The 25,355-nt window shown below is 71.6% G+C and carries 20 protein-coding genes; 9 read left to right on the top strand and 11 right to left on the bottom strand.

Annotated elements, in window-relative coordinates; all coding sequences use genetic code 11:
• The first annotated feature begins 2 nt into the window (after window positions 1–2).
• The 4 genes from ACN28I_RS33930 (at window position 3) to ACN28I_RS33915 (ending at window position 8,476) form a co-directional block, all read left to right on the top strand.
• Window positions 3–2,141 carry a hybrid sensor histidine kinase/response regulator gene (locus ACN28I_RS33930; RefSeq protein ID WP_420948767.1) on the top strand — a complete coding sequence of 713 codons (2,139 nt, stop codon included), beginning with the start codon at window positions 3–5 and terminating at the stop codon, window positions 2,139–2,141.
• A complete protein-coding gene (gene cheB / locus ACN28I_RS33925; protein ID WP_420946052.1) occupies window positions 2,138–3,196 on the top strand; it encodes a chemotaxis-specific protein-glutamate methyltransferase CheB in 1,059 nt (352 codons plus the stop codon). The genes ACN28I_RS33930 and cheB overlap by 4 nt, the downstream gene beginning before the upstream one ends.
• Window positions 3,197–3,304: 108 nt before the next feature.
• Complete coding sequence (locus tag ACN28I_RS33920) at window positions 3,305–4,984, top strand: ATP-binding protein (protein WP_420946051.1); 1,680 nt, start codon at window positions 3,305–3,307, stop codon at window positions 4,982–4,984.
• 69 nt (window positions 4,985–5,053) lie between these two features.
• Window positions 5,054–8,476, top strand: a complete 3,423-nt coding sequence (locus ACN28I_RS33915) for a tetratricopeptide repeat protein (protein ID WP_420946050.1) — start codon at window positions 5,054–5,056, stop codon at window positions 8,474–8,476.
• A gap of 25 nt (window positions 8,477–8,501) precedes the next feature.
• On the opposite strand, the gene ACN28I_RS33910 is transcribed toward ACN28I_RS33915, so the two are convergent.
• The gene (locus ACN28I_RS33910) at window positions 8,502–8,885 is read right to left on the bottom strand and encodes a hypothetical protein (protein ID WP_420946049.1); all 384 of its coding nucleotides are present in this window, start codon (window positions 8,883–8,885) and stop codon (window positions 8,502–8,504) included.
• A 288-nt stretch (window positions 8,886–9,173) separates the two neighbouring features.
• Between ACN28I_RS33910 and ACN28I_RS33905 the strand changes: the two genes are divergently transcribed.
• Window positions 9,174–10,952: a metallophosphoesterase gene (locus ACN28I_RS33905; protein WP_420946048.1), complete on the top strand. Its 1,779-nt coding sequence runs from the start codon at window positions 9,174–9,176 to the stop codon at window positions 10,950–10,952.
• On the opposite strand, the gene ACN28I_RS33900 is transcribed toward ACN28I_RS33905, so the two are convergent.
• Both ACN28I_RS33900 and ACN28I_RS33895 read right to left on the bottom strand, forming a co-directional pair.
• Window positions 10,953–11,504, bottom strand: a complete 552-nt coding sequence (locus ACN28I_RS33900) for a hypothetical protein (RefSeq protein WP_420946047.1) — start codon at window positions 11,502–11,504, stop codon at window positions 10,953–10,955. It lies immediately after the preceding gene.
• 7 nt (window positions 11,505–11,511) lie between these two features.
• Window positions 11,512–11,946 (bottom strand): hypothetical protein, encoded by a 435-nt coding sequence (locus ACN28I_RS33895; RefSeq protein ID WP_420946046.1) that lies wholly within the window; start codon window positions 11,944–11,946, stop codon window positions 11,512–11,514.
• A 352-nt stretch (window positions 11,947–12,298) separates the two neighbouring features.
• On the opposite strand from ACN28I_RS33895, the gene ACN28I_RS33890 reads away from it, so the two are divergent.
• Entirely contained in the window at window positions 12,299–12,790 is a 492-nt protein-coding gene (locus tag ACN28I_RS33890; RefSeq protein WP_375768555.1) for a PilZ domain-containing protein, read from the top strand.
• A gap of 35 nt (window positions 12,791–12,825) precedes the next feature.
• On the top strand, window positions 12,826–13,311 hold the full coding sequence (locus ACN28I_RS33885) for a PilZ domain-containing protein (RefSeq protein ID WP_420946045.1): 486 nt from the start codon (window positions 12,826–12,828) through the stop codon (window positions 13,309–13,311).
• On the opposite strand, the gene ACN28I_RS33880 is transcribed toward ACN28I_RS33885, so the two are convergent.
• From ACN28I_RS33880 to ACN28I_RS33845, 8 genes are all read right to left on the bottom strand, one after another.
• The gene (locus tag ACN28I_RS33880; protein WP_420946044.1) at window positions 13,304–14,212 is read right to left on the bottom strand and encodes a CheR family methyltransferase; all 909 of its coding nucleotides are present in this window, start codon (window positions 14,210–14,212) and stop codon (window positions 13,304–13,306) included. The two genes, ACN28I_RS33885 and ACN28I_RS33880, sit on opposite strands and share 8 nt — an antisense overlap.
• Window positions 14,209–14,724, bottom strand: a complete 516-nt coding sequence (locus ACN28I_RS33875; protein WP_420946043.1) for a chemotaxis protein CheW — start codon at window positions 14,722–14,724, stop codon at window positions 14,209–14,211. The genes ACN28I_RS33880 and ACN28I_RS33875 overlap by 4 nt, the downstream gene beginning before the upstream one ends.
• On the bottom strand, window positions 14,721–16,385 hold the full coding sequence (locus ACN28I_RS33870; protein WP_420946042.1) for a methyl-accepting chemotaxis protein: 1,665 nt from the start codon (window positions 16,383–16,385) through the stop codon (window positions 14,721–14,723). The genes ACN28I_RS33875 and ACN28I_RS33870 overlap by 4 nt, the downstream gene beginning before the upstream one ends.
• A 33-nt stretch (window positions 16,386–16,418) precedes the next feature.
• On the bottom strand, window positions 16,419–18,122 hold the full coding sequence (locus tag ACN28I_RS33865; protein ID WP_420946041.1) for a methyl-accepting chemotaxis protein: 1,704 nt from the start codon (window positions 18,120–18,122) through the stop codon (window positions 16,419–16,421).
• A gap of 45 nt (window positions 18,123–18,167) precedes the next feature.
• The gene (locus ACN28I_RS33860) at window positions 18,168–19,787 is read right to left on the bottom strand and encodes a chemotaxis protein CheA (protein ID WP_420946040.1); all 1,620 of its coding nucleotides are present in this window, start codon (window positions 19,785–19,787) and stop codon (window positions 18,168–18,170) included.
• A 29-nt stretch (window positions 19,788–19,816) separates the two neighbouring features.
• Complete coding sequence (locus tag ACN28I_RS33855; RefSeq protein ID WP_420946039.1) at window positions 19,817–20,344, bottom strand: GAF domain-containing protein; 528 nt, start codon at window positions 20,342–20,344, stop codon at window positions 19,817–19,819.
• Window positions 20,345–20,446: 102 nt separating this feature from the next.
• A complete protein-coding gene (locus ACN28I_RS33850; protein ID WP_420946038.1) occupies window positions 20,447–20,830 on the bottom strand; it encodes a response regulator in 384 nt (127 codons plus the stop codon).
• A 40-nt stretch (window positions 20,831–20,870) separates the two neighbouring features.
• A complete protein-coding gene (locus tag ACN28I_RS33845; RefSeq protein WP_420946037.1) occupies window positions 20,871–22,037 on the bottom strand; it encodes a response regulator in 1,167 nt (388 codons plus the stop codon).
• A 492-nt stretch (window positions 22,038–22,529) separates the two neighbouring features.
• On the opposite strand from ACN28I_RS33845, the gene ACN28I_RS33840 reads away from it, so the two are divergent.
• Together ACN28I_RS33840 and ACN28I_RS33835 are read left to right on the top strand one after the other, a co-directional pair.
• A complete protein-coding gene (locus tag ACN28I_RS33840) occupies window positions 22,530–24,278 on the top strand; it encodes a serine/threonine protein kinase (RefSeq protein WP_420946036.1) in 1,749 nt (582 codons plus the stop codon).
• 91 nt (window positions 24,279–24,369) lie between these two features.
• Window positions 24,370–25,305: a DUF2381 family protein gene (locus ACN28I_RS33835; RefSeq protein WP_420946035.1), complete on the top strand. Its 936-nt coding sequence runs from the start codon at window positions 24,370–24,372 to the stop codon at window positions 25,303–25,305.
• The last annotated feature ends 50 nt before the right edge of the window (window positions 25,306–25,355 follow it).

The raw sequence follows: 25,355 nt of genomic DNA, 5'->3' as shown, positions 1-25,355 counted from the left end.
CGATGGACCGGGACAGGCTCGCCCAGGCGCTGATGGCCACCTTCCTCGAGGAGCTCGAGGGGCACGTGGCGGCGCTCAACCGGGACCTGCTCGCGCTGGAGAAGGCGCCCTCGCGCGCGCGCTTCGGCGAGCTGATGACGTCGCTGTTGCGCACGGTGCACAGTGTGAAGGGCGCCTCGCGGGCGGTGAGCGAGGCCCTCATCGAGACGGCCTGCCACCGGCTGGAGGAGGTGCTGCTGGTGGTGGAGCGCCAGGGCCGCGCCAGCCCGGAGCTGATGGAGGTGTGCTTCACCGCCGCGGACGCGCTGGACGACGCGGGGCGGCGGCTGGCGCTCAAACAGGAGCTGAGGGGCTCGCCGCTGGAGGCCCTGCTGCCCCGGCTGGAGGAGGCGGCCCTCGCGCCCGAGTCCCTCCGTCCCGCGCCCCCCGAGCCACCGCGCGAGCCCCAGGCGCCACCGCCCGCGCCTCCCGTGGAAGCCCCCGCCCCCGGCCCCGAGGGCCTGCCGGTGCGCGTGTCCGCCCAGAAGCTGGACGCGCTGCTGGCCCGCAGTGGCGAGCTGCGCGTGGCGGGCCTGCGGATGGAGGGCCGGGTGGAGCTGGTGGACGCGCTGCACGAGGAGCTGCACCACCTGCGCCTGCGCCTGCGCCTGCGGGGCGCGGACGAGGCGGCGGCGCGGCGGCTGGAGACGCGGCTGGCGCAGCTCGGCCAGGCGCTCGCGGTGGACCGGCGCACCCTCTTGCAGGCCACGGGCGGCCTGGACGAGGAGGTGCGGCGCGCGCGCACCCTGCCCTTCGCCGAGGCGTGCGCGGGGCTGGAGCGCAACGTGAGGGATTTAGCGCTCACCACGGGCAAGCAGGTGCGGCTGGAGGTGCGGGGCGGCGCGCTGGAGTTGGACCGCTCGCTGTTGCAGGGCCTGCGCGAGCCGATGCTGCACCTGGTGCGCAACGCGGTGGCGCACGGACTGGAGACCCCGGAGGCGCGGCGCGAGGCGGGCAAGCCCGAGGAGGGCCGGGTGACGCTGTCCGCGCAACTGCGCGGCGGCCGGGTGCAGGTGGTGGTGGAGGACGATGGGCGGGGGCTGGACGTGGCCTCCGTCCGCAGGCGGGCGCGGGCCCGCGGGCTGCCCGTGATGGAGGACGCCGGAGACGCGCGGCTCATCTTCATCGCGGGCCTGTCCACGGCCGAGTCGGTGACGGAGGTGTCCGGGCGCGGGGTGGGGCTGGACGTGGTGCGCGCGCAGGCGGAGGCGATGCGGGGCAGCGTGGACGTGGCCTTCGAGCCGGGCCGGGGCACGCGCTTCACCCTGGACGTGCCCCTCACGCTGAGCACGCTGCGGGTGCTGCTGGTGGCGGCGGGCGGGCACACCTTCGCGGTGGCGGGCGAGAGCGTGGAGCGCCTGCTGCGGCTGGGCCCCGGGGACGTGCGCGTGGTGGAGGGCCGGCAGATGTGGGCCGCGCCCCGGGCGCTGGTGCCGCTGGCCACGCTGACGGCGGTGCTCGGCCTGGAGGCGGGGGCGCCCCGGCCGCGTCCGGGCGCCATGGTGCTGACGGCGGGCGAGGTGCGCGCCGTGCTGGTGGTGGACGAGGTGGTGGCCGAGCAGGAGGTGCTCATCCGCGGCCTGGGCCCGCGCATCCGCCGCGCGCGCCATGTCTCGGGAGTGGCGGTGCTGCCGGATGGGCGCATGGCCCCGCTGCTCAACTCCGCCTCCCTGGTGCGCGCCGCCGAGGGCCGCACCGCTCCCGCCGGCCTCTTCCCCGCCCCTGTGGAGAAGAAGGCCCGCAGGCGCGTGCTGCTCGCCGACGACTCGATGACGACGCGCGCGCTGGAGCAGAGCATCCTCGAGGCGGCCGGCTATGACGTGCTGGCGTGCGTGGACGGGCAGGAGGCCTGGGAGCGGCTGCTCGCGGAAGGGGCCGACGCCGTCGTCTCGGACGTGGAGATGCCGCGCATGGACGGCTTCGCCCTCACCGAGGCGGTGCGGGGCTCGCCGCGCTTCGGCCGGCTGCCCGTCGTCCTCGTCACCGCGCGCTCCAAACCCGAGGACAAGGCGCGCGGCCTCCAGGTGGGTGCCAGCGCCTACCTCGTGAAGAGCGCGTTCGACCAGACCCACCTGCTGGAGACCCTGAGGCAGCTCCTATGAAGCCCGACAAGCTCCGCGTCCTCGTCGCCGAAGACTCCCCCACCGCCCGGCGCCTGCTGGTGGAAATCCTACGGGCCGATCCCGCCTTCGAGGTGGTGGGCGAGGCGAAGGATGGGGTGGAGGCGCTGGAGATGACGCGCCGCCTGCGCCCGCACCTGGTCACCATGGACATCCAGATGCCGAACATGGATGGGCTGGAGGCCACCCGGCGCATCATGACGGAGGTGCCCACGCCGGTGGTGGTGGTGTCCACGCTGGTGGAGCGCGACATCCAGACGTCCATGGCCGCGCTGCGCGCCGGGGCGCTGGCGGTGCTGCAGAAGCTGGTGGGCCCGCAGGCGCCGGACTTCGAGACCGAGGCCCGCCGGCTGCGCGACACGGTGAAGGCCATGGCCGAGGTGAAGGTCATCCGGCACTGGCCCTCGCGCGAGGAGGGGCCCACCCCGCGCGCGCCCGTGGTGCCCAAGCGCCGCGGCAAACCCTCCCTGCTGGCCATCGCCGCCTCCACCGGAGGCCCCGCGGCCCTGCACCGCATCCTCTCGGAGTTGCCCGCGGGCTTTCCGCTCCCCATCCTGGTGGTGCAGCACATCGCCCTGGGCTTCGCCAAGGGCCTGGCCACCTGGCTGGACAGCGTGTGCCCATTGGAGGTGAAGGTGGCCGAGGACGGCGAGGCCCTGAGGCCGGGGGTCGTCTACATCGCCCCGGATGACCGGCACCTCGGGGTGCGGGCGGACGGGCGGGTGGAGGTCTCCAACGCGGCCCCGGTGGGAGGCTTCAGGCCCTCGGGCACCTGGCTGTTCCGCTCGGCGAGCCAGGTCTTCGGCTCCTCCCTCGCCGCCGCCGTCCTCACGGGGATGGGGCAGGACGGCCTGGAGGGTTTGCGGGAGGTATATGAAGCCGGCGGCTGGGTGATGGCCCAGGACGAGGCCACCAGCGTCGTCTACGGAATGCCCGGGGTGGCCGTGTCCGCGGGAGTCACCCACGAGGTCCTGGCCCTCGGTGATTTCTCCCGCCGCTTCCGGGAGCTGTCCGGTGTAGAGACTGGGGGAGCATGAACGTCACTTTTCCGACGCCGCTCGCCGGCTCGCCCTCCGATCGGGTGGGCGGAAGGCGGGAGGGCATGAAATGAAGAGGAGTCCTCCGCCACCGGTTGTGGCGTTGCCATGAGCGTCCCCCCCTCCGGATTCGAGATGGCCTTCAAGGCCCTGCCGGAACCGGCCTACCTCCTGGACGAGGCGGGCCGGGTGCTGTCGTGCAGCACGGTGGGCGCGCGGGTGCTGGGCCTGCCGCCGGAGCTGCTCCTGGGCCAGCACTGGGCCGGGCTGGCGCTCGGCGCCGAGGAAGGGGCCCTGCTGGAGTCCGGACGCGGGGTGGCGCTGGCCACCGGAGCGTCGCACGCGGTGGAGGCCACCTGGCCGGGCGAGCGAGGCCCCCGGCCCCATACCTTCTGCTTCACGCCCATGCGCGAGGGCGAGGGCCCGGTGCGGGTGCTGGTGACGGTGCGTCCGCTCACCGAGGCCGAGGCCGTGCACTCCCGGGCGCTGGCACTGGAGCAGGCGGCGCGGGCCGAGGTGGAGGCCGCCGAGCGCCGGCAGTCCTTCCTCTACCAGGCGATGACGACGCTCTTCGCGCACCCGCCTGACCCGCAGGGCATGTACACGCTGCTGGCGCACCTGGCGGTGCCGGACCTGGCGGACTGGTGCCTGGTGGACGCGGTGGAGCAGGGCCCGTGGGTGTCGCGCGTGGCGGTGGCGTACCTGGACCCGACGCAGTCCGAGCAGGCGCGCGCGCTGCCGAAGCGCTTCGAGCGGCGCGAGGCCCCGGTGGGCGTGCTGCGGGTGCTGCACACGGGCGAGCCGGAGCTGGTGCCGGCGGTGACGGACTCGCTGTTGCGCGCCGCGGCCTCCGAGCCCGAGCACCCGGCGCTGCTCAGCCGGCTGCAGGCGCGCTCGTACATGATCATCCCGCTGAAGGCGCGGGGGCACACGCTGGGAGCGGTGACGTTCGTGTCCGGGGCCTCGGGGCGGCGTTACGGCCCGAGCGACCTGGCGCTGGCGGAGGACCTGTGCGTGCGGGCGAGCCTGGCGATCGACAACGCGCGGCTCTTCGGTGAGTCGAGGCGGGCGACGCGGGCGCGGGAAGACCTGTTGGCGGTGGTGTCGCACGATTTGAAGAACCCGCTGGGGGTGGTGCAACTGGCCTCGGCGCTGCTGCTGCGAGGCGCGCAGGGCAAACCGGGCAGCGAGCCGGTGCAGAAGCAGGCGGGCCGCATCCAGGCGGCGGCGGACCGGATGGGGCGGCTGATCTCGGACCTGCTGGACTGGGGGCGCATCGAAGCGGGCGGGCTGCCGCTGGAGCCCTCGGAGCAGGACGTGACGTCGGTGGTGACGGAGGCGCTGGAGAGCGTGCGACCGCTGGCGGAGGCGCGGGGGCTGAGGGTGATGGCGGAGGTGCCGGACGAGAACATCCGGGTGAAGTGTGACCGGACGCGGGTGTTGCAGGTGTTGGGAAACCTGCTGGGCAACGCGTTGAAGTTCACCCCGGAGAGCGGGCAGCTCACGGTGGGGGCGCGGGTGCACCAGGGCGAGGTGGAGCTGTGGGTGCGGGACACGGGGGCGGGAATCCGTCCGGACGCGCTGCCGCACGTCTTCGAGCGCTACTGGCAGGCGAAGGACGCGGAGAGCCGGGGCACGGGGCTGGGGCTGTACATCGCGAAGGGAATCGTCGAGGCGCACGGCGGCCGCATCTGGGCGGAGAGCCAGTTGGGCAAGGGCAGCACGTTCACCTTCACGCTGCCGGCGGCGAGCACGAGTCCCCTGAAGTCCACCCACCCGGCCCGCTAGCTCCATCTCCGCCGGGCGTGTGCGCATAACGGATTTCCTGCATGATGCTCCGTGCTACCAGGAGCGCATATGCAGTGGGTTCGCGGGATGATGCTGGTGGTGGTGGTGTGCTGTGTGGCGAGCGCGGCGTTCGCGGAGGAGACACGGGACACGCGGCTCCAGGAGGCACGAACCGCCTTCGATGAGGCGAACACGCTCTGGGACGCGGGGAAGTACGACGAGGCCATCGCCAGGGGTGAGCGGGCCCTCTCGCTACGCGAGCCCGTGCTCGGGGGCTCCCATCCAGACGTCGCCAGGAGTCTGGAGCAGCTCGGCTTCCATCTCCTGCGCCGGGGGAACCCCGTCCGGGCCGAGCCGCTCCTCCGGCGCGCGCTGGCTCTTCAAGAGGCGGCGCTCGAGCAGAACCCCCCGGACCTCGCTCGAACGCTCTGCCACCTCGCCCAGCTCTACAAGGACCAGGGGATTTACGACCGGGCCGAGCCGCTTCATGCGCGTGCGCTGGCCCTTCGGGAAGCGGCCCTCGGCCCGGACCATCCCCTCGTCGCCGAGTCGCTCAACCACCTCGCCACTCTCTACTGGCTCCAAGGGTTTTACGGCCGGGCCCGGCCGCTCTACGAGCGCGCGCTCGCCATCCGGGAAGCCACTCTCGACAAGAACCACCCCGAGGTCGCGCAAACACTCAACGGCCTCGCCCAGGTCTACGCGGGTCAGCGATTGTACGCGCCATCCGAGTCGCTCTTCCTCCGCGCCCTGGCCATCTGGGAAAGGGACCTGGGCAAGCACCAGCCCGAAATCGGGAGCTTGCTCTTCTGGGGCCTCGGCGATCTCTACCGGGCCCAGGGGTTGTCCACCCGTGCGGAGCCGCTCGCCGCGCGTGCGCAGGCCAGTCTGGAAGCGGCCCTCGGCCAGAACCCTCCCAACGTCGCGCACTCGCTCCTGGAACTCGCTGGCCTCTACATGCGCCAGGGAATGCTCGCTCGGGCCGAGCCGCTCTACGAGCGCGCGCTGGCCCTTCAAGAAGCGGCCCTCGGCAACAGCCATCCCCTGGTCGCCGAGACGCTCCTCCGGCTCGCCGTGACGTGCGCGCACCAGGGCTTGTACGGCCGGGCCGAGCCGCTCTTCCTCCGCGTGCTGGCCATCAGGGAAGAGACCCTCGACAACAGCCATCCCCTCATCGCCGGTCCGAGCCTCAGACTCGGCAACCTCTACCTGGCCCAGGGGTTGTACGGCCGGGCCGAGCCGCTCCTCCAGCGCGCGCTGTCCATCTCCGAAGCGGCCTTCGGCGAGAAGAGCTACCCCGTCGCCGATTCGCTCGACAGCCTGGGCGGCCTCTACCTGGCCCAGGGGTTGTACGGCCGGGCCGAGCCGCGCCTCCAGCGCGCGCTATCCATCATGGAAGCGCTCTCCGGCAAGAGCGCGCCCCAGGTCGCCCGTCCGCTCCTCAAGCTCGGCAACCTCTACCTGGCCCAGGGGTTGTACGGCCGGGCCGAGCCGCTCCTCCAGCGCGCGCTGGCCATCACGGAAGCGGCCTTTGGCAAGACCGATCTCGACGTCGCCGACCCGCTGAACGATCTCGCCGACCTCTACTCGGCTCAGGGAGGGTACGGCCGAGCCCGGCCGCTCTACGAGCGCGCGCTCGCCATTCGGAGAGCGACTTTCGGCGAGCACTCTCCCCGCGACGCGGAAACGCTCAACCACCTCGCCCTGGTCCATCTGGCCCAGGGACGCCTCGCCAAGGCCCTGCCGCTGCTCACGCACGCCTTCGCCATCTCCGAGCAGCGCCTGCGCCAGGAGGCCCTCGGCCTCTCCGAGGCGAACCTGGCCCGCTTCCTCCAGTTCCTGCGCACCGACGAGGAGCGGCTCTATGCGTTGCTGCGCGCCCATCCCGACAACGTCCAGGTCAGACGCCTGGCCCTCGGCGCCGCCCTGCTCCTCAAGGGCCGCTCCGTCGGGGAGAGCGCCGACATCTCGCGCACCATCTACCGGAGCCTGAGCGCGCGGGACCGGGACACCTTCGAGCGGCTGCGGGGTTTGCGCGCCCAGCTCGCCCAGTTGTCACTCCAGGGCCCCCGCTCGCGCTCCCCGGCATCCCATCAACAGCGGCTCGCGGAGCTCTCCGAGCAGGGCGCCGCCCTCGAAGCCGACCTGGCCCGGCGCTCGGCCCCCCTGCGTGCACTGGCCGCCCTGCCCTCTCCCGCGGAGATTGTCGGCCGGGTCGCCGCGGCCCTGCCCAAGGACGCCGCCCTCGTCGAGTTCATCACCTACGTGGACCGCCCGCTGGTGCCCAGGCCGGGCACGTCCGCGTCCCAGCGCCCCCACGCGCTGCGCTACCTGGCGCTGGTGCTCTTCCCCGACGCCACCATCCGCTTCCAGGACCTGGGGCCGGCCGGGCCCATCGACTCGGCCGCCTCGCGTCTGCGCGACGCCCTGGCCAACCGCGACGCCTCCTTCCTGGCCTCCGCCCAGGCGCTCCACGGGCTCGCCTTCCACCCCCTGCGCCCGCTGCTGGGCTCTACCCGCCGCCTCTTCCTCGCGCCCGATGGGCAGCTGGCCCTCGTGCCCTTCGCGGCCCTGCACGATGGCCAGCGCTTCCTCGTGGACGCCTTCGACTTCACCTACCTGCCCTCCGGCAAGTACCTGCTGCCGCGCTCCGAGGAGAGCCCCCCGCCGGATTCCGTCGTCGTCCTCGCCGACCCGGACTTCGGCACGCCCCTCCCAGCCCCCGCTGCCTCCAGCGCCGAGCGCTTCCCCTCCCTCGAGCGCTTCTTCTCCACCCTGAGCGCGGACGTGGGGCAACGCGCCTGGGCCACACTCCCCCTCCCGGGCACCCGTCAGGAGGCCGAGGCCATCCAACGGTTGCTGCCCCAGAGCCAGCTCTTCCTGGGCGCCCAGGCCACCAAGGAGCGGCTGTTGCAGCTGCCCCCTCCGGGCATTCTCCACCTGGCCACCCATGGCTTCTTCTTCGAGGACGCGCCCACCCCGGCGGGCGCCCGCGCCGTGGGCCACGTCGAGGCGCTGGGCGAGGACCCCCGGGCCCCCAGCCCTCCAGACCCCTTGTTGCGCTCCGGTCTCGTCCTGGCGGGGGCGAGCGCCCCGGTGCCCTCCGGCGCCAGCCCCGCTCCGGCCTCGGCCGAGCACTCCCTGGTGACGGCGCTGGAGCTGGCGGGTCTCAACCTCTGGGGTACCCAGCTCGTCGTCCTCTCGGCGTGCGACACCGGGCGAGGCGACGTCAAATTGGGCCAGGGCGTGTACGGGCTGCGCCGCGCCTTCCTCGTAGCCGGAGCGGAGACCGTCGTGATGAGCCTGTGGAAGGTGAACGACGAGACGACCCGGCAGCTGATGGAGACCTATTACCGCCACCTGCTCGAGGGGCAGGGCAGAGCCACGGCGCTGCGCGAGGCGATGCGCGAGCTGCGTCAGACCCAACCCCACCCGCACTACTGGGCGCCCTTCCTCGCCATGGGCCGCGAGTCTCCCCTGCGCTTGCCGTGAGGGGCTCCCGGTTTCCCCACCGGGCCTACACGCCCACGGGCTCGTGGTGTGTCACCGTGCGCACGAGCACGAAGGAGCCGGTGGGCCCGAGGGCAATGACATACGTCTCGTGCTCCACCTCGACGAGGGAGCCATGGGCGGCGTCGGGCTGGTGCTCGAGCCACCCGAGGGCCTCGTTCATGGAGGGGAAGGTCCGCACGGGGCCCGACGGGTTGACTCCGGCGGTCTCACGCGACTCGAGCCAGCCGTAGAAGTCCTCGAGCTCGTCGCGGGAGTGGAGGAAGAGGAGGGCCCGGGCGGCGAGTGCGATGACGGCATACTCCTCGGACTCGGCCGCATGAGGGCGGGCCGCGGAGGCGAGCGCTCGCAGCGTGCGCTCCAGGCCGGGCCGCGAAGAGGACTGTTCCATCGTGCACCCCCTGCCACGCTGACGGTGGCGACCGCTATCAATGTGTCGGGGTGCGGCGCGGAGGCAACCCCTCGGGAGGCGGGAGCGCACGGTTCTCGAAAGAAAACCCGAGGAGTGGAGGGCCACGGCGAGGCGCTCTCCCGGCGCGTCCCATACCGTGCGGGAAACCGGACACTCGGGCGAGACCGCGGCGGCACGCTTGTCCCGGGGAGCAGCACCGCCCAGGTTTGAACGAGCCCCGTCCCGTGCCATTCGCGAGCCCCTTCCCGTTCACACGGAGGAAGAGCCATGGCCTCGGGTACAGACGTCCTCACCCCTCCCGCCCCCTCTCCGGCCGCGCCCCCCGAGCGCCCCCAGGGCCGGAAGATGGTGCGCTGGTTCGATCCGCTGGTGCTCTTGAGGGCGGGCATCCGCTCGGCCATCTCGACGACCATCGGGGAGCAGGCGGATCGCCGGCTGCTCGATGCACTGGCGACGCCGAAGGTGGAGCCGAGTGACTTCTCGGTGGACGAGGCGGGCCGGCCGCGCGAGGAGCTGTGGTTCGACTTCGTGGCGGACCTGGGAGACGGCTGGGATTCCACGTACGCGGTGGCACAGACGGTGTCGCGGCCCACGCTGACGCTGAAGGACGAGACGGGGACGGCCTACGAGACGCGGCGGGGCGAGGTGCTCGTCTTCGGGGGGGACGAGGTGTACCCGGAGGCGAGCGTGCAGGAGTACGAGGAGCGCACGGTGCGCCCGTGGGCGGCGGCGATGAAGGGACAGGGGCCGGAGCCGCACCTGTTCGCGATTCCCGGCAACCACGATTGGTATGACGGGCTGGTCTCCTTCATGAGGCTGTTCTGTCAGGGCCGCCGGTCCGCGGGCTGGCGGATGCACCAGCGGCGCAGCTACTTCGCGGTGAAGCTACCGCACGGCTGGTGGCTGCTGGGCACGGACATGCAGCTCGACTCGGACCTGGACGAGCCCCAGGTGCGCTACTTCCAGGAGCTGGCGAAGCAGATGAAGGAGGAGGATCGGATCATCCTCTGCCTGGCGGAGCCCGCGTGGCTGCTGGCGCAGGTGCGTCCGCCGGGAGATCGCACGTACCTGGACAACAACCTCGTCTTCCTGGAGCAGCAGGTGCTGGGCAAGAAGGTGAGCGTCTTCCTCACGGGGGACATCCACCATTACCGGCGGCACGCCAACGACGAGGGGCGGCAGAAGATCATCGCGGGAGGAGGAGGCGCCTTCCTGCACCCGACGCACGTGCCGCGGAAGGAGACCGCGCTGCCGGAGGGCTTCACCGCGCGCAAGACGTTCCCGGAGCCCGCGGTGTCCAGGCGGCTGTGCTGGCGCAACCTGGGATTCGTCGGGCACAACCCCTCGCTCGGCCTCTTCACCGGCTTCCTCTATCTGCTGCTGGCGTGGATGCAGGTGGCGGACCTGGGCGCGGGTGGCACGGTGGAGTGGAAGTTGTCGCGGGTGCTGAGCGCGGCGCTCGTCAACCCGGGAGTGATTCTCCTCTCGGTGGTGCTGGTGCTGGGGATGATCGGACTGGCGGATGCGCGCTTCGGCCGGGCGCGGCAGGTAGCGGGGCTGCTGCACGGAGTGGCGCATCTGGCCGCGTCGCTCTTCGTCTTCCGGGGAGCCTTCGCCCTCACCGGGGCGTTGCTGCCACTCGGGAGCGTCCCGCAGGAGCTGCTCGGGGCGGTGCTCGTCTTCGCCGGAGGCTTCCTGCTGGGACCGACACTGCTGGGGCTCTACCTGCTCATCTCGCTCAACGGCTTCGGGGCCCACGCCAACGAGGCGTTCTCCTCGTTGACCATTCCGGACTGGAAGAACTTCCTGCGGCTGCGCATCGACCGGGACGGGCGCCTGTGGCTCTACCCCATTGGCCTGAGACGGGTGCCTCGCGCCTGGAAGCGGGGACAGACGGCGCGTGAGCCGGAGTGGGTGGCGGATGACAAGAACGCCACGCCCCCGGAGCTCATCGAGCCCCCCATCGTCATCGGCGCGGCGCGGACCGCGGCCCCCCGCGTGGCGGAGCGGAGCTTCCCCGAATACGCAGGGCCCGCGGCGCCGTAGTCAGCCCTCGCGCCGGGGGAGGAGGCCCGTGCGGATGGCTCCCAGCCTCGCGTCCTCGACGGCATTGAAGATGCTGGGGGACTCCGGGAAGACGCGCTCCGCCAGCTCGGCGAGCTTCAACGCCTTCTCCAGCGCCTCCTTCGTGCGCTCCATGGCCCAGAATTCGATGAGCCCCGCCCAGGAATGCTCCAGGGCATGCAGGGCGCTCGCCACGCTCTCCTCGAAGAGCGCCTCCGCCCGCGAGGGTGAGCTGCGGAAGACATCGACGAAGTGGGCAAGCTCCAGCAGCGCCGGAGCACCCCGGGCAGAGGCCTGGACGGCCTGCTCCAGCAGTTGCTCGATCTCCTCGAGCGCCTGGTCCATCTCGACCCCGGGCTCATCGGTCAGCCGCAACAGCCGAGAGAGCTCCAACAGGTTGGGCGTGAACGCGGGACAATCCCGGGCCAGCTCCCGGAGCCGCTGGAGTTGCTCCGCGCTCGCCTCGTTGGCCGAGCCGGCCTCCCGGGCCGCCCGCATCCGGGCCATCATCTCATCGAGAGTGGGGTGTGCCATGGGAGCCTCAGAATTTCCCCATGAGGCGCGGCTGCTGCTTGATGAGCTTGGCGGCCTCCTGCAGTTGGGCCTTCGTCGCGAGACTGAAATCGCCGTCGTCCATCATCTTCTCGATCTGATACAGCGTGTACTCCTTGAGCTGCGAGGGGAAGTCCTTTGCCCGCTGGAGGCGTGCGGGAATTTCCCCCAGCTTCGTGTTGAACTGGGCAATACGCCTCAGAAGCTCGGTGGCTTGCGGTTTGGCGAGCAGACCCGCGGCGCTGGTCTCAGCGATGAGCACCTCGGCTTCGGCGAACTGCCCCTGTGCGATCAGCGCCTGGATACGGGCGGCGGCGCTGTTGCAATCGGCACGCGCCTCGGAGTCCTCGCGAAGGCCAGGGGAGCCAGGAGCACATGCGCCAACCGCCAGGGCCAGCACACCAAGCACCAGCCAGTCGCGCATGAGCACCTTCCTGGAGCAGGGAACTCCTCGAGGATAGCTCCTCCCCTCCCGCTCCTAGAGCAGCGAAGACGCACCCGGAGAGAAACCGCACACTCCGGGTTCCGGCGCCCCGGGCCGCCCGGTTATCGTGCGGACAGTGATGCCTTGCCGTCCCGCCCGTCTCCTACAAGCACGTACCCGAGCACGACAGGCCCAGCGGGGACTTTCAGGGACGCCTGATCGCCGCCGTCACCTGGACTGGGGGGCGAGCCGCGCACCTGGACGAGGCCACGCACAACCTGGGGCGGAAGCCCACTCCCTGATGGCGGGAGCGCGAAATTCCCAGTAAGAATCAGGAGACAGGAGCGACACCATGGGCGTGATCCAGTTCATCGACGAGTTCCGCGCGCTCCACACGAGGGCGCGGCAGGGGAAGCTGGGGGAGTCCGAGCGCCAGGACTACCTGGCCAAGCGCGAGCAATTCGCGCGGGCCCTGCTCAACGCCCAGGGCCTGATGCTCGACGGGGCCGAGGCCCGGCGCCACTACCGCGTGGCCCACCAGCTCCCGGTGGAGCTGCAGATGGCCTACGGCAACGTGTGGACGAACACGTTGGACATCTCGGCCGGTGGCTTCTCGGTGACGCTGCCGCACGCGGTGGACGTGAAGGAGCGGCCCAGCGCCCTGCTGTACCTGCCGGACGGCTCGACGCTGGCGGGCCGGGTGCGCGTGGTGTCCCAGTTCCAGCGCGCCGACAAGCACCGCGCCTCCTTCGCCTTCATGGATTTGACCGAGCGCGAGATGGAGCTGCTGGAGGGCTTCCTCATCGACTTCGCCCTGGAGCGGGTGGGCATCACCCCTCCGTAGCGGGCCCCCTGAAGCAGACACCTCGGAGAGCCGTGATGAGCGCCAATCTGTGGGTGGAGCAGTTCCGGGCGCTCCATGCGCGTGCGCGCAAGGGACAGCTCCCCGAAGACGAGAAGCGGCGCTACGCCATGGCCCGGGAGCAGTTCGCGCGGGCCCTGACGGCGGCGCAGGGCATGAGCCTGCCTCCAGGCCAGTCCGCGCGCCGCAGCTTCCGCATCGCCCAGGGGCTGCAGGTGGACATCGCCTTCGCCTCCGGACCCGTCCGGGCCATCACGATGGACGTGTCGGTGGGCGGCTTCTCGGTGATGATGCACAAGCCGCCCGTCGAGTCGGAGGAGCCGGACTTCACGCTGCGGCTGCCGGGCAACCAGGAGCCGGTGAAGGGCAAGGCCCGGGCGGTGTCGGTGCAGCGCAAGATTGGAACCCACCGCGTCTCGTTCTCCATGAAGGGCCTGGCCGAGAAGGACACGGAGCGGCTGGAGACGGCGCTGTTCGACCTGGCGCTGGAGCGCATCAAATAGGGCCGCCGCCCGCGGACGGCGAGGACCTGGCGCAATAGACGTTGGGAGCCACGCAGCGGGCGGTCTCGGCGGTGCCGGTGAGGCTCTCGGCGTGCCCGAGGAAGAGGTAGCCCGAGGGCAGCAGCCGCCGCATCAGGGCGCTCAGCGCCTGCGCGCGGGCCTGGGCTCCGAAATAGATGAGGACATTGCGGCAGAAGACGAGCTCGAAGGGCCCCTGGGGCCAGCCGCGCTCGTCGCTCAGGTTGACGCGGGCGAAGCGCAGCACCTCGCGCAGCTCCGGCCCCGCCTGCATCCACCCCTCCTGGCTGCGCACGCCCTTGAGCATGAAGGCGCGCAGCAGGGGCCGGGGGATGCCCGCCGCCTTCTCCATGGGCCACAGCCCCTGCCGGGCGCGCTCCAGCGCCCAGGTGGACAGGTCCGTCGCCAGCACCTCCACCTCCCAGCCCGAGCCCGGCGGGAAATGAGAGAGCAGCGCCATGGCCAGCGAGTAGGGCTCCTCGCCCGTCGAGCACCCCGCGCTCCACACCCGCACGCGCCGGGCCATCAACCCCTGGGCCGCCCGCCGCGTCCACTCCGGGAAGACGCGCTGGCGCAGAAAGTCGAAGTGCTGCGGCTCGCGGAAGAAGTGCGTCTCGTTGGTGCAGAGGCAGTCCATCATCCGCACCCGCTCGGCCTCGTTGCCGCGCGAGGTGACGAAGCGGTAGTAGGCGCCGAAGGACGTCAGCCCCAGCGCGCGCACCCGCCGGGACAGCCGCCCCACCAGCAGCGCCTGCTTCGAGGGGCCCAGGTGGATGCCCGCCTCCCGCTCCACCAGCGTCTGGAAGAGGGAGAACTCCCGCTCCGTCAACGGGAGGGGGCCCACGCCGGGCAACGCGGTGTCCGCCGGGGCCACGGCCCTCATGTGCCTCCGCCGGCGGCGGGAGCGCCCACCAGGCCCAGCAACTCCTCCGCGCTCAGCACCCGGTCCAGATCCAGCAGGAGGATGAAGCGCTGCTCCTGACGGCCCATGCCCCGCAGGTAGTCCACCGGCGTGCGCGTGCCGAAGGCGGGCGGCGGCTCGATGTCGTCCGGCCCCAGGTCGAGCACCTCGCTGACCGAGTCCGCCAGCAGCCCGAGCGTGGTGCGCTCCCCGTCCAGCAGCGCCTCGACGATGACGAAGCACGTCCACCGGGTGATGGGGCGCGCGCCGAGCCCCATCTTCACCGCCAGGTCCACCACCGGCACCACCCGGCCCCGCAGGTTGATGACGCCCAGCACCGCCGGAGGCATGCCCGGCACCCGGGTGATGGGCACGTGCTCGATGATTTCCCGGATGCGCAGCAGCTCGATGGCGTACGCCTCGCCCGCCAGCGAGAAGCCCAGGTATTGCGCCGGACGGGCGGCTTCGGATGCGGTGTTCGTGTTCGTGCTCATGGAGAGGCTCTCCGTGTGGGAGTCACCTGGGCGGGCAGCGGCTGCGCCACCGCCTTCAGCCCGTGTGCGGGCGAGTGCACCGGAGGCAGGTGGATCAGCGCCGGCCTCGGCGAATGCACCGGCTGCACCATGCCGTGCATCGGCCGCACCTCCTCCGCCACCCGGAAGAACGTCATCATCTGCTGCAGCGACTCGGCCTGCGCCGCCAGCTCCTCCGCCGTCGACGACAGCTCCTCCGCCGCCGACGCGTTGCGCTGCGTCACCTGGTCCACCTGCACCATCGCCCGGTTCATCTGCACCACCCCGCTGGCCTGCTCCCCCGACACCGCCGCCACCTGCTGCACCAGCTCCGCCGTCTTGCGGATGGACGGCACCAGCTCCTTCAGCAGCTTCCCCGAGCGCTCCGCCACCTTCACGCTGCTTCCCGCCAGGCTCCCTATCTCCTTGGCCGCCTTCTGGCTCCTCTCCGCCAGCTTCCTCACCTCCGCCGCCACCACCGCGAAGCCTCGCCCGTGCTCTCCCGCCCTCGCCGCCTCCACCGCCGCGTTCAGCGCCAGCAGGTTCGTCTGGTACGCAATCTCCTCCACGATGGAGATGCGCTCGGCGATGGCCGCCATCGCCTCCACCGTCTCGTTCACCGCCAGCCCGCTCTCCTCCGCCTCCTCGGCCCCTCTCAGCGCCATCGCCTCCAGCTGCTTGCTCGTCTGCGCGTTCTGGCTGATGGACGCACTCAACTGCTCCAGGCTCGTCGTCGTCTCCTCCACCGACGCCGCCTGGGTGCTCGTCCCCTGGGACAGCGCCTGCGCCGCTGACGCCACCTGCCCGGAGGCGCCCGACAGCGAGCCCACCGCGCCTCGCACCTCGCCCAGCACGGCGCCAAGGCGCTGCACCATCTCCCGCATCCCGGCCATCATCCGCGCCGTCTCGTCCTGGCCCTTCACCTCGATGGTGCCCGTCAAGTCTCCCGAGGCCAGCCTGCTGGTGAAGCCCACCGCCTCGTTCAGCGGCCGGGTGATGCCGCGCGCCAGCACCCACGCCAGCAGCACCGCCAGCAACGGCCCCACCAGGCCCCCCAGCACCAGCATCTGCTTCAACCGCTCCACGCCCGCGCCAGCCACCTCGTTGCGCTCATCGAGCGCGGCCTCCTCGGCCTTCCGGAGGGCCTCCGCCGTGACGTGCAGGTCCGCCAGGATCTTCCGCCCCTTGCCGCTCTTCTCGTACTCGGTGAGCGTCTCCATGGGGATACGCCCGGCATCCACGTCCCGGCGCAGCGCCGTCTGATGCGCGAGGTGCGGCAGGAACCGCTGCTGGTACTGGTCCAGCAATTGTTGGAGCAGCCCCTGCTCCTGGAGGCCCATCGCGCTCTTCTCCTTCAACTGCGCATGGGCCTGGAGGAACCGCGCCTGCAACTGGGGCTGCGGCTCGAGGTAGGAGACATCACCGGTGAGCGAATAACCTCGCACCCGGTCATTCATTTCCATCAGGAAGACCCTCAGGGTCTGGACGTCGCCGATGACCTCATAGGAGCGGTAGTTCGCCCCGGCGGCGTCCACCAGACCGAGGAAGAGGGCGTAGGACCCCCAGATGATGGTGACGAGCAAGGCGACGGGCGCGCCGAAGCCGAGCTGGAGCTTCCTGGCGATGCTGAGGTTGTCGATCATGAAGGTGGTGCCCCTGAATGCCTCGAGAAGAGCCTAGAAGCGCTTGAAGTCGTGGTCCGAGCCGGCCGCCGCGCGCTCGGGCACCGCCGGGAAGGACGTGGGAGTCACCTGGGCGGGCAGCGGCTGCGCCACCGCCTTCAGTCCGTGTGCCGGCGAGTGCACCGCAGGCAGGTGGACCGGCACCGGCCTCAACGAATGCACCGGCTGCACCATGCCGTGCATCGGCCGCACCTCCTCCGCCACCCGGAAGAACGTCATCATCTGCTGCAGCGACTCGGCCTGCGCCGCCAGCTCCTCCGCCGTCGACGACAGCTCCTCCGCCGCCGACGCGTTGCGCTGCGTCACCTGGTCCACCTGCACCATCGCCCGGTTCATCTGCACCACCCCGCTGGCCTGCTCCCCCGACACCGCCGCCACCTGCTGCACCAGCTCCGCCGTCTTGCGGATGGACGGCACCAGCTCCTTCAGCAGCTTCCCCGAGCGCTCCGCCACCTTCACGCTGCTTCCCGCCAGGCTCCCTATCTCCTTGGCCGCCTTCTGGCTCCTCTCCGCCAGCTTCCTCACCTCCGCCGCCACCACCGCGAAGCCTCGCCCATGCTCTCCCGCCCGCGCCGCCTCCACCGCCGCGTTCAGCGCCAGCAGGTTCGTCTGGTACGCAATCTCCTCCACGATGGAGATGCGCTCGGCGATGGCCGCCATCGCCTCCACCGTCTCATTCACCGCCAGCCCGCTCTCCTCCGCCTCCTCGGCTCCCCGCAGCGCCATCGCCTCCAACTGCTTGCTCGTCTGCGCGTTCTGGCTGATGGACGCGCTCAGCTGCTCCAGGCTCGTCGTCGTCTCCTCCACCGACGCCGCCTGGGTGCTCGTCCCCTGGGACAGCGCCTGCGCCGCCGCCGCCACCAGCCCCGAGGCCCCCGATAGCGAACCCACCGCACCCCGCACCTCGCCCATCACCCCGCCGAGGCGCTGCACCATCTCGCGCATCCCGGCCATCATCCGCGCCGTCTCGTCCCGGCCCTTCACCTCGATGGTGCCCGTCAAGTCTCCCGAGGCCAGCCTGCTGGTGAAGCCCACCGCCTCGTTCAGCGGCCGGGTGATGCTGCGTGCCAGTACCCACGCCAGCAGCACCGCCAGCAACGGCCCCACGATGCCGCCGCTCACCAACATCCGCTCCACCAACGCCGCCTGCGCGGCGGAATCCTTCATGAGCGACTCGCGCCGCACCAGCTCCTCCTGGATGATGGCCTTCGAGGTGCCGTGCATGAGCTCCACGAGCTTCCGTCCCTTGCCGCCCCTCACGTAGTCAACGACGTGCTCCATGGGCGCGCGTCCGGCCTTCACGTCCCGGCCCAACGCCACCTGGTGCTCGAGGTGGGCGAGGTACTGCTGGTACTGCTCCATGAGCTGTTGCTGCAGCCCCTCCACACGGGGGTTCTTGTCCGTCAGCTCCTTCCCCCGGTTGTAGTTCTCGAGAACCACGGCCTGCATGGCCGGGAGGGACTCGAGGGCGGACTCGTTGCCCGTGAAGGCGAACTCCAGCGTCCGGTTCTCCATCTCCACGATGTGGAGGCCCGTGCTGAACATCGCGATTCGCAAATCGTGGAAGCGGTAGTACCCGTCGTTGCTCACCACCATCATGAAGAAGGCGTAGGCCGCCCAGATGGTGGTGGCGAGCAGTGCGACGAGCACGCCGAAGCCGAGCTGCAGCTTCCGGGAGATGGTGAGGTTCTGGAGCATGGTTCTCTTTCGGGAAAGCGGAAGAAGGACGGGGCAGGCGGAGCGTCAGCTCACGGCGGCCCGTGGGCGGCCGGCGGTGCGCAGGAGCGTGGGCACATCCAGGACGAGCCCCACGCGGCCGCTCCCGAGAATGGTGGAGCCGGACACGCCGGGCAGGTGGCGGAAGAGCCGGCCCAGGGGCTTGAGGACGCACTGGCCCTCGCCGAAGAGCGCGTCCACCACCAGGCCCGCCCGGCTCCCTCCGTGGCCCAGCACGACGACGCTCTCCCGGCCCGCCGCGGGGCCCTGCACGCCCAGCATCTCCCGCAGCCGCAGGTAGGGCAGCGCCCGGCCGCGCAGGTTCAACACGCCGCCCCCGGGCTGCCCGGTGCGCTCCGCCGGCAGCTCCAGGCACTCGCGCACCGCCTCCAGCGGCAGCACGTACGTCTCCTCGCCCACCCCCACCGAGAAACCCTGGATGGTGGCCAGCGTCAGCGGCACCCGCAGCGTCACCGTGGTGCCCTGCCCCTCCTGGCTGCGCAGCGTCACCAGGCCCCGCAGCGCCTCCACGCTCCGGCGCACCACGTCCATGCCCACCCCGCGCCCGGACACCTCCGTCACCGCCTCCGCCGTGCTCAACCCCGGCAGGAAGACGAGCTCCTCCAGCTCCTCCGCCGTCATCCGCTCGGGCTCCATCCCCAGCCCGCGCGCCTTCTCCCGCAGCCTGTCGTAGCGCAGGCCCCGGCCGTCATCGCTCAGCTCCACCACCAGCGAGCCCGGCTCGTGGAAGGCCCTCAGCACCAGCGTGCCGCACGGCTCCTTCCCCGCCGCCTCGCGCTCCTCCGGCGTCTCCAGCCCGTGGTCCACCGCGTTGCGTACCAGGTGCAGCAACGGCTCGCGCAGGCCCTCCACCAGCGCCGTGTCCACCTCCACCTCCTCGCCCTCCAGCACCAGCCGCGCCCACTTGCGCTCCCCCCGCGTCAAGTCGCGCACCGTGCGCAGGTGCTGCCGGAAGAGCGGGCCCACCGGCACCATCCGCACCCGCATCACCTCTTCCTGCAGCTCCTCGTGCAGCCGGTCCGCCTCGAGGTGCACCTCCAGCGCCTCCTCGGCCGTGCCCGTGGCCAGCACCTGCGCCAGCCGCGTGCGCGCAATCGCCAGCTCGCCCGTGAGGATGGCGATGCGGTCCAGCTTCTCCACGTCCACCCGCAGCGTGCGCGCGCGCCGCCCCGCCGCGTCCTCCGCCGCCGGCTCCTCCACCCGCGCGGCATACACGCCCCGCGGCGCCTTCTGCTGACGCAACGCCTCGGCGCAGGCCGCCAGCCGCTCCACCAGCGCCGCCTCCTCCTCCGCCGGCCGCTCCTGCCCCGCGAGCACCGCCGCCAGCAACTCCCGCAGCCGGTCCACCGCCGCCAGCAGCAGCGTCACCTGCTCGTCCTTCACCGGCAGCCGCCGCTCCACCAGCGTCTCCAGCACGTCCTCCAGCACGTGGGCCACGTCCGTCATGCCGGAGTAGCCCATCGCCGCCGCCGCGCCCTTCACCGTGTGCGCGCCCCGGAAGATGGACCGCAGCCGCTCCTCGTCCGGGTGCTCGTCCATCGAGACGAGCGTCTGCTCCATCTCCGTGAGGAGCTCGCCCGATTCCTCGGCGAAAGTGGCGAGCAGCCGCTCGCGGTCCAGTTCCAAGTGCCTCCCCCTCCCTCGAACCCGTCCGCTCAGGACGGCTTGCCGGCGGCCAGGCCGCGGGCGCAATACAAGGCCCTGCCCCCTTCGGTCGCGAGCAGCTCCAGCAGCTCGCGGTCCCCGGGCTCGAGGCGTGGTTTGTGGGGAAGCAATCCGAAGAGCACCATCATCCCCAGGACGTGCCCGCCCAGTCTCAGGGGGACACACGCGCGCGGCCCTTCTGTCCGGTGGTGAGCGCTGTCCGCCTCCATCAACTCCTCCAGCCACGAGGCCCCGGTGCGCGCCGAGCGGCCAATGGGGCCGTCCTCTCCCAGCGGCAGGCGGCGGAAGCGCTCGGGGTCGATGCCCAGCGACACCCGCAGCACCAGCTCCGCGCCCTCGCGCTCGAAGATGCCCAGCATCTCCGAGCCCACCAGGTTGATGAGCATGTCCTGGAGGATGTCCAGCAGCTCGAGCGGATGGAGCGTCTCGTGCAGCCGCTGGGTGGCCACGCGCAGGCGCACCAGGTGGGCGAAGCTCCGCCTCCACCAGGCCCTGGCGCTGGAGCCGCCATTGCGCATCCTCCTCGCGCTGGGCGAGCGAGGCCCGCAGCCGTCCGTTCTCCGCGCGCAGGGAGGCCACCTCGGCGCGCAGGGCCTCGTTCTCGTGGCGTCGCTCCTCCCTCATGCGCTCCGCGCCTCCTCCAGGTGGCCACGCACCTTGGCCAGCAGCTCCTCGCCGTCGAAGGGCTTGGTGATGTAGTCGGTGCACCCGCTCTCGAAGCCCTGGCGCACGTAGTGCGGCTCGCCCCGGGTGGTGACGAGGATGATGGGGACGTTCTTCGTCTCCGCGCGCGAGCGCAGCGCCCGGCACGTCTGGAAGCCGTCCATGCGGGGCATGAGGACATCCAGGAAGATGAGGTCCGGCCGCTCGGCGGAGGCCTTCTCGAGCGCCTCCTGGCCGTCCTTGGCGGTGAGCAGCTCATAGCCGCAGTGGGACAGCATCATCCGGTGCAGCAACAGCACGGTGCTCGAGTCGTCGACGAGGAGGATCTTCTTCCTGGCCATGACGTTCCTCTCGGGAAGCGGGTGGAAGGTGGAACGGGGCTCACATGAGGCTGCTGGCGCGGATGAGCTCGCGGAGCTGCATCAGCCGCCGGGGGCTCATCCCCAGGAACTGGATGCCCATGCCGAGCGGGTAGGTGGCGGTGCGGCGCGCGGTGTAGGGATTGGACCAGGCGACGAGACCGGGGCCCTCGAGCACCTCGCGGGTGGTGGGCAGGTGGATGCGCAGCTCCAGGGCGGCGCCGGTGCGGGCGGGCACCAGGGTGCGCACGAAGAGGGCCCCCGGGCTGAGCGCGCTGGAGTAGCAGGAGGACCAGGAGAAGGTGCCCACCTCGCGGTACTCCACCGGGCAGACGAAGGGCACGCGCTCGTCCACCAGCAGCGCGGCGTGGTTGCGCTGGAGCTGGCCGTTGATGCGGGCCAGCAAGTGGCGCGGCGCCAGGGTGCGCGCGCTCAACCACACCTGTCCGAGCACCGGCAGCTCGGTGACGTCCCCGTCCGCCACCACCACGCAGGGCACCCGCATCAGGCGCGCTCCGGTGCGCAGGCGCTCCACGCGCATCATCTCCTCGGCCGAGGTGACGGAGCTGCGCATGAGCAGCAGGTGGATGGGCTCGCCGTACTCGGCCACCCGGACCAGGGCCTGCTCCTCGGTGGACGCGTACAGCAGGTGGTGGCCGCACGCCTCCAGGTCCGCGCCCAGGCCGCCGGTCGCGCCCGGCGCCTCGCCCACCAGCAGCACGGTGCGCGGGGTGCGCCGCTCCATCATCCGTACCGGGGACGCGGGCGTCCGCTCGCGCAGCACGTCGAGGCGCGCCTGCAGCTCGGTGATGCGCACGGGGCCCAGCAGGCAGTCCTCGGCGCCGCCCTGCACGCACGCCTCCAGCAGCTCCGCCGGCGTGTGGTCTCCCGCCACGACGAGGATGGGCACGTCTCCGTTCTGCGCGTGGCCTCGCAGCGCCGCGCATCCGGGCGAGCCGTCCGCCGGCAGCACCCGCCAGTCCACCACCACCATCAACGGCCGCAAGCGGCCCAGCTCCACCCGGGCCGCCAGCAGGTTGTCCACCGACACCACCTCGCAGCCCACCGCGCGCAGCAGCGGCGTGAGGTAGAGCCGCAGCTCCTTGGCCTGGTCGACGAGCAACACCTTGCGCGATGGCTCCGCGGACACTCCGGACTGCTGGGACAGTGCGTGCGTTGCGAATGACATGACGCTTTCCCCCCGTGGGCCCGTGCTCCTCCCATTCCTTGACGCTTCCAAGGAATCCAGGAGCACTGCGAGTAACATACATGAAAGGGAATACGGGAAGCCATGCCTGCTTGCCTACTATCCGGGGGAGACGGGTCCGGCGCGTGGACGCTAGCGGACACTCCCCTCTCACCGCGGGGTCAGTTCCCCGGGTTCCCCCGCGAAAACAGGGGTTTGCTCCATCTGCTACCGGACAAAGCCCGGGCTTGGGGTCCGGGGTTCAACAGCATGCGGAGTGCTGATTCAAGACAGGCAAAACATTCCAGGCCGCACCCTGGGAATGATTCATCCAGGTAAAAACTCTCATGTTCTGGAAGGAGGGCCATGTAAGGAATTGGCAGCCCCTTCCGTGCTCGCGAATGGGCGGGTAGGTGTGGACCCATGACCGCGCCCACCTGGGCGCCGACCGGGCGCATGACCTGCTACGTTGAGGTCTCACGAGGTAGGCCCCGCATGTCCACACAGACGCATTCTCCCCGCCCCGAGCACCCCGCTCCCCCTGGTGGCGAGGGCCCCCTGAGTCCACCCGGCACGTCTCCGCTGCCCCTGGGCACCCGCCTGGGTGGAGACGTGGTGGAGGGAGTGCTGGGCAGCGGGGGCTTCGCCACCGTGTACCGGGTGCGCGGCCCCGAGGGCCATGTGTCCGCCCTCAAGCTGCTGCCGCTGGAGGAGGGAGACGAGCGGGCCGCACGCGCCTGGCGGGAGATGGCTCTGGGCACACGGCTGCGCCACCCCAACCTCGTGCGCCAGTTGGGCGCGGGCCAGTGGCCGTTGGACAAGCCGCGCTTCGTGTGGCTGAAGCTGGAGTTGATTGAAGGCCCCACGCTGGACGAGTGGGCGCCGGGGCGCACCGTGGGCGAGGTGGTGGAGCGGGTGCTGGAGGTGGCGCGCGCGCTGGCGGTGTCGCACGAGGCCGGCGTCCTCCACCGGGACGTGAAGGAAGCCAACATCCTGGTGCGCGAGAGCACCGGGCAGGCGGTGCTGGTGGACTTCGGGGTGGGCTACCACCCGGCCTACCCCACGCTGACGAAAGGCATGTTTCCCCCCGGCACGCTGCCCTACCGCGCCCCCGAGGCGTGGGCCTATGGCCGTGCGCACGCGGGCGAGCCGGGCGCGCACTACAGGGCCGGGCCCGGGGATGACCTGTACGCGCTGGGCGTCGTCCTGTACCGGCTGCTCACGGGCCGCTTCCCCTTCCGGCCCGCCGAGCACGGGGGCGAGGACGTGGAGGCGGTGCTGCACCGCGAGCCGCTGCCGCCCCACCTCGTCAACCCGCGCGTGCCCCTGGAGGTGGAGGCGGTGTGCCTGCGGCTATTGGCCAAGACACCCGAGGCGCGCTACCCGGGCGCGGTGGCGCTGTGCAGGGCGCTGGAGGAGCTGCGGGCCCGGACGGACGTGGACTGGACGGTGGTGCCGCACCCGGAGCGGCGGCTGCCGGAGAAGCCGCGGACGCGCGGGTGGCGGGAGCTGGCGGCGGTGGGCCTGGGGTTGGCCGTGGCACTGGCGGCCTGGTGGCTCACCCCTGGCCAGGAAGTGGCGCCAGCGGGGCCCGCGCCGGAACCTGTGCGGGCCGTGGCCGCGCCTCCCGCCGAGGCGCCCCGAAAGGACAATGCCCCCGTGAAGCCAAAGCAGCCACAGACGTCTGGCCCTCAGCCCGAAGCCGCCCCCAAGCGCCGGGGAGCCGCCGTGCGCACCGCGTGCCTGGGCCTCACCGGCGCCGCCCTCCAGGCGTGCATGAGCGCCCCGCAGCAGGTGCCGCCCGAGCGCCCCGCCCCGCCGCCCCAGGCGTGCCCCGCCGGAGCCGTGGAGACCATGACGGGCACGCTCGGCCTGCGCATCGGGGAACTATCGGCCGTCGATTGGAGCGACGTGCGGGGCAGGCCCGTGCACGTCCACGAGGACTCGCCCCTCTATGTGCCTGGCGACTGGGAGGCGGGAGCGGATCTCGATCCCGCGCACAGGGGCGAGAAGGTCGCGCTGCCCAACAACACCCGCCTCTCCGGGCGGCTCTACGTCAAGGAGGGGCGGGTGTACGGCCGCTACACCGAGGCACGTACGCCCCTCGGGGTGACGTACCCGGTGTGCCTGGAACTGTGGGACACGGATGGCCACTTCGGCCTGGAACTCCGGCCCGGCAGCGCGCCGGGGAAGATGATGGTGGACCCTGTCGTGCGGGTGCGGGTGGTGGACCGCTTCAAGTAGGGGGCGTCCCGGAGGCGGGACGGACACGACCGGGCAGGAGGTGTGGTAGAGCCCCACTTCCGTGGTCCTGCCCACGTGAGGTGCCTGCCCCATGCCCGTGCTCTCCTCCGCCGTCCTGTTGCGGCTCGTGCTGCTCACCGCCGCCCCCGTGGAAGCCTCCGCGCCGCCCGCCTGCGAGGCGGGCACGCACCACCTGGAGCTGACGCAGGACACACCTGGCGAGGCGCTCGCGGTGTGCATCCACCCGGGGCGCTCCACCCACTTCTTCTTCGACGCGAAGCTGGCGGACGTGGAACTGCCCGGGCGGGAGCGCTTCCTGGTGACCCAGGACGGCACGGGGCTCGCCCTCGTCCCCACCCAGGCCCTGAAGAAGGGGGAGCGCGTGCGGGTGACGGTCTCCTTCCAGGAGGGCACGGTGCCGGCGAGAGTCCGCTTCACCCTGGTGGTGCACCCCTCCGAGGCGGCGGGGCTGGTGGAGGTGACGCATCGGCCACGCTCGCCGGACTCCTACCGGGAAGGGGAGCAGCAGGCGCGGGCGGACGCCCGGCGGTGCAGGGCGGACAAGGCGCGCCTGGAGGCGGAGTGCAGCGGGCAACGGGGGCTGCTGGGCCTGCGCGCCCAGGGGCTGCTGGGGGAGGACGGTATCCCCAGCAAGAACCTCACCCCGAGCGTCACCTCACGCCCGGGCAACACGCTCCAATCCACGGAGGCCCGCAGCTACCGCGCGGACACCGCGCGCACGGAGGGCGGGCGCGAGGTGGTGCGGCTGACCGTGAAGCAGTTATTGGAAAACCATGGAAGCACGCCCTGGACGCCCGCGGGCGCGGTGCTGGTGGGGCCGAAGGGCGAGGAGTTGAAAGTGCTGGGCGTGTGGCTCCGGGAGCCCATTCCCGCCGGGAAGCGGAGCGAGGCCTGGGTGGAGGTGGAGACGACGGAGGAGATGGCGCGCGGCACCTTCACCCTGAAGTGGTGGGGCCAGGAGGGAGGCGGCGGGGCCGAGCTCTTCGATGGCGTGACGTTCCCGTAGTCAGGCCAAAGCCCACACCCTCCGTTCCACCCACCCCATCGGCTGCGTTT

The organism is Archangium gephyra (genome assembly GCF_049060025.1).
GTDB lineage: Bacteria > Myxococcota > Myxococcia > Myxococcales > Myxococcaceae > Archangium > Archangium gephyra_A.
Note: the sequence above shows the minus strand (reverse complement) of the source record. Positions and strands in the feature narration are given on the sequence as shown.

Coding starts and splice junctions, on each gene's coding strand:
- ACN28I_RS33930 (WP_420948767.1), top strand. CDS start 3: ATGGACCGGGACAGGCTCGCCCAGGCGCTGATGGCCACCTTCCTCGAG.
- cheB (WP_420946052.1), top strand. CDS start 2,138: ATGAAGCCCGACAAGCTCCGCGTCCTCGTCGCCGAAGACTCCCCCACC.
- ACN28I_RS33920 (WP_420946051.1), top strand. CDS start 3,305: ATGAGCGTCCCCCCCTCCGGATTCGAGATGGCCTTCAAGGCCCTGCCG.
- ACN28I_RS33915 (WP_420946050.1), top strand. CDS start 5,054: ATGCAGTGGGTTCGCGGGATGATGCTGGTGGTGGTGGTGTGCTGTGTG.
- ACN28I_RS33910 (WP_420946049.1), bottom strand. CDS start 8,885: ATGGAACAGTCCTCTTCGCGGCCCGGCCTGGAGCGCACGCTGCGAGCG.
- ACN28I_RS33905 (WP_420946048.1), top strand. CDS start 9,174: ATGGCCTCGGGTACAGACGTCCTCACCCCTCCCGCCCCCTCTCCGGCC.
- ACN28I_RS33900 (WP_420946047.1), bottom strand. CDS start 11,504: ATGGCACACCCCACTCTCGATGAGATGATGGCCCGGATGCGGGCGGCC.
- ACN28I_RS33895 (WP_420946046.1), bottom strand. CDS start 11,946: ATGCGCGACTGGCTGGTGCTTGGTGTGCTGGCCCTGGCGGTTGGCGCA.
- ACN28I_RS33890 (WP_375768555.1), top strand. CDS start 12,299: ATGGGCGTGATCCAGTTCATCGACGAGTTCCGCGCGCTCCACACGAGG.
- ACN28I_RS33885 (WP_420946045.1), top strand. CDS start 12,826: ATGAGCGCCAATCTGTGGGTGGAGCAGTTCCGGGCGCTCCATGCGCGT.
- ACN28I_RS33880 (WP_420946044.1), bottom strand. CDS start 14,212: ATGAGGGCCGTGGCCCCGGCGGACACCGCGTTGCCCGGCGTGGGCCCC.
- ACN28I_RS33875 (WP_420946043.1), bottom strand. CDS start 14,724: ATGAGCACGAACACGAACACCGCATCCGAAGCCGCCCGTCCGGCGCAA.
- ACN28I_RS33870 (WP_420946042.1), bottom strand. CDS start 16,385: ATGATCGACAACCTCAGCATCGCCAGGAAGCTCCAGCTCGGCTTCGGC.
- ACN28I_RS33865 (WP_420946041.1), bottom strand. CDS start 18,122: ATGCTCCAGAACCTCACCATCTCCCGGAAGCTGCAGCTCGGCTTCGGC.
- ACN28I_RS33855 (WP_420946039.1), bottom strand. CDS start 20,344: ATGCGCAATGGCGGCTCCAGCGCCAGGGCCTGGTGGAGGCGGAGCTTC.
- ACN28I_RS33850 (WP_420946038.1), bottom strand. CDS start 20,830: ATGGCCAGGAAGAAGATCCTCCTCGTCGACGACTCGAGCACCGTGCTG.
- ACN28I_RS33845 (WP_420946037.1), bottom strand. CDS start 22,037: ATGTCATTCGCAACGCACGCACTGTCCCAGCAGTCCGGAGTGTCCGCG.
- ACN28I_RS33840 (WP_420946036.1), top strand. CDS start 22,530: ATGTCCACACAGACGCATTCTCCCCGCCCCGAGCACCCCGCTCCCCCT.
- ACN28I_RS33835 (WP_420946035.1), top strand. CDS start 24,370: ATGCCCGTGCTCTCCTCCGCCGTCCTGTTGCGGCTCGTGCTGCTCACC.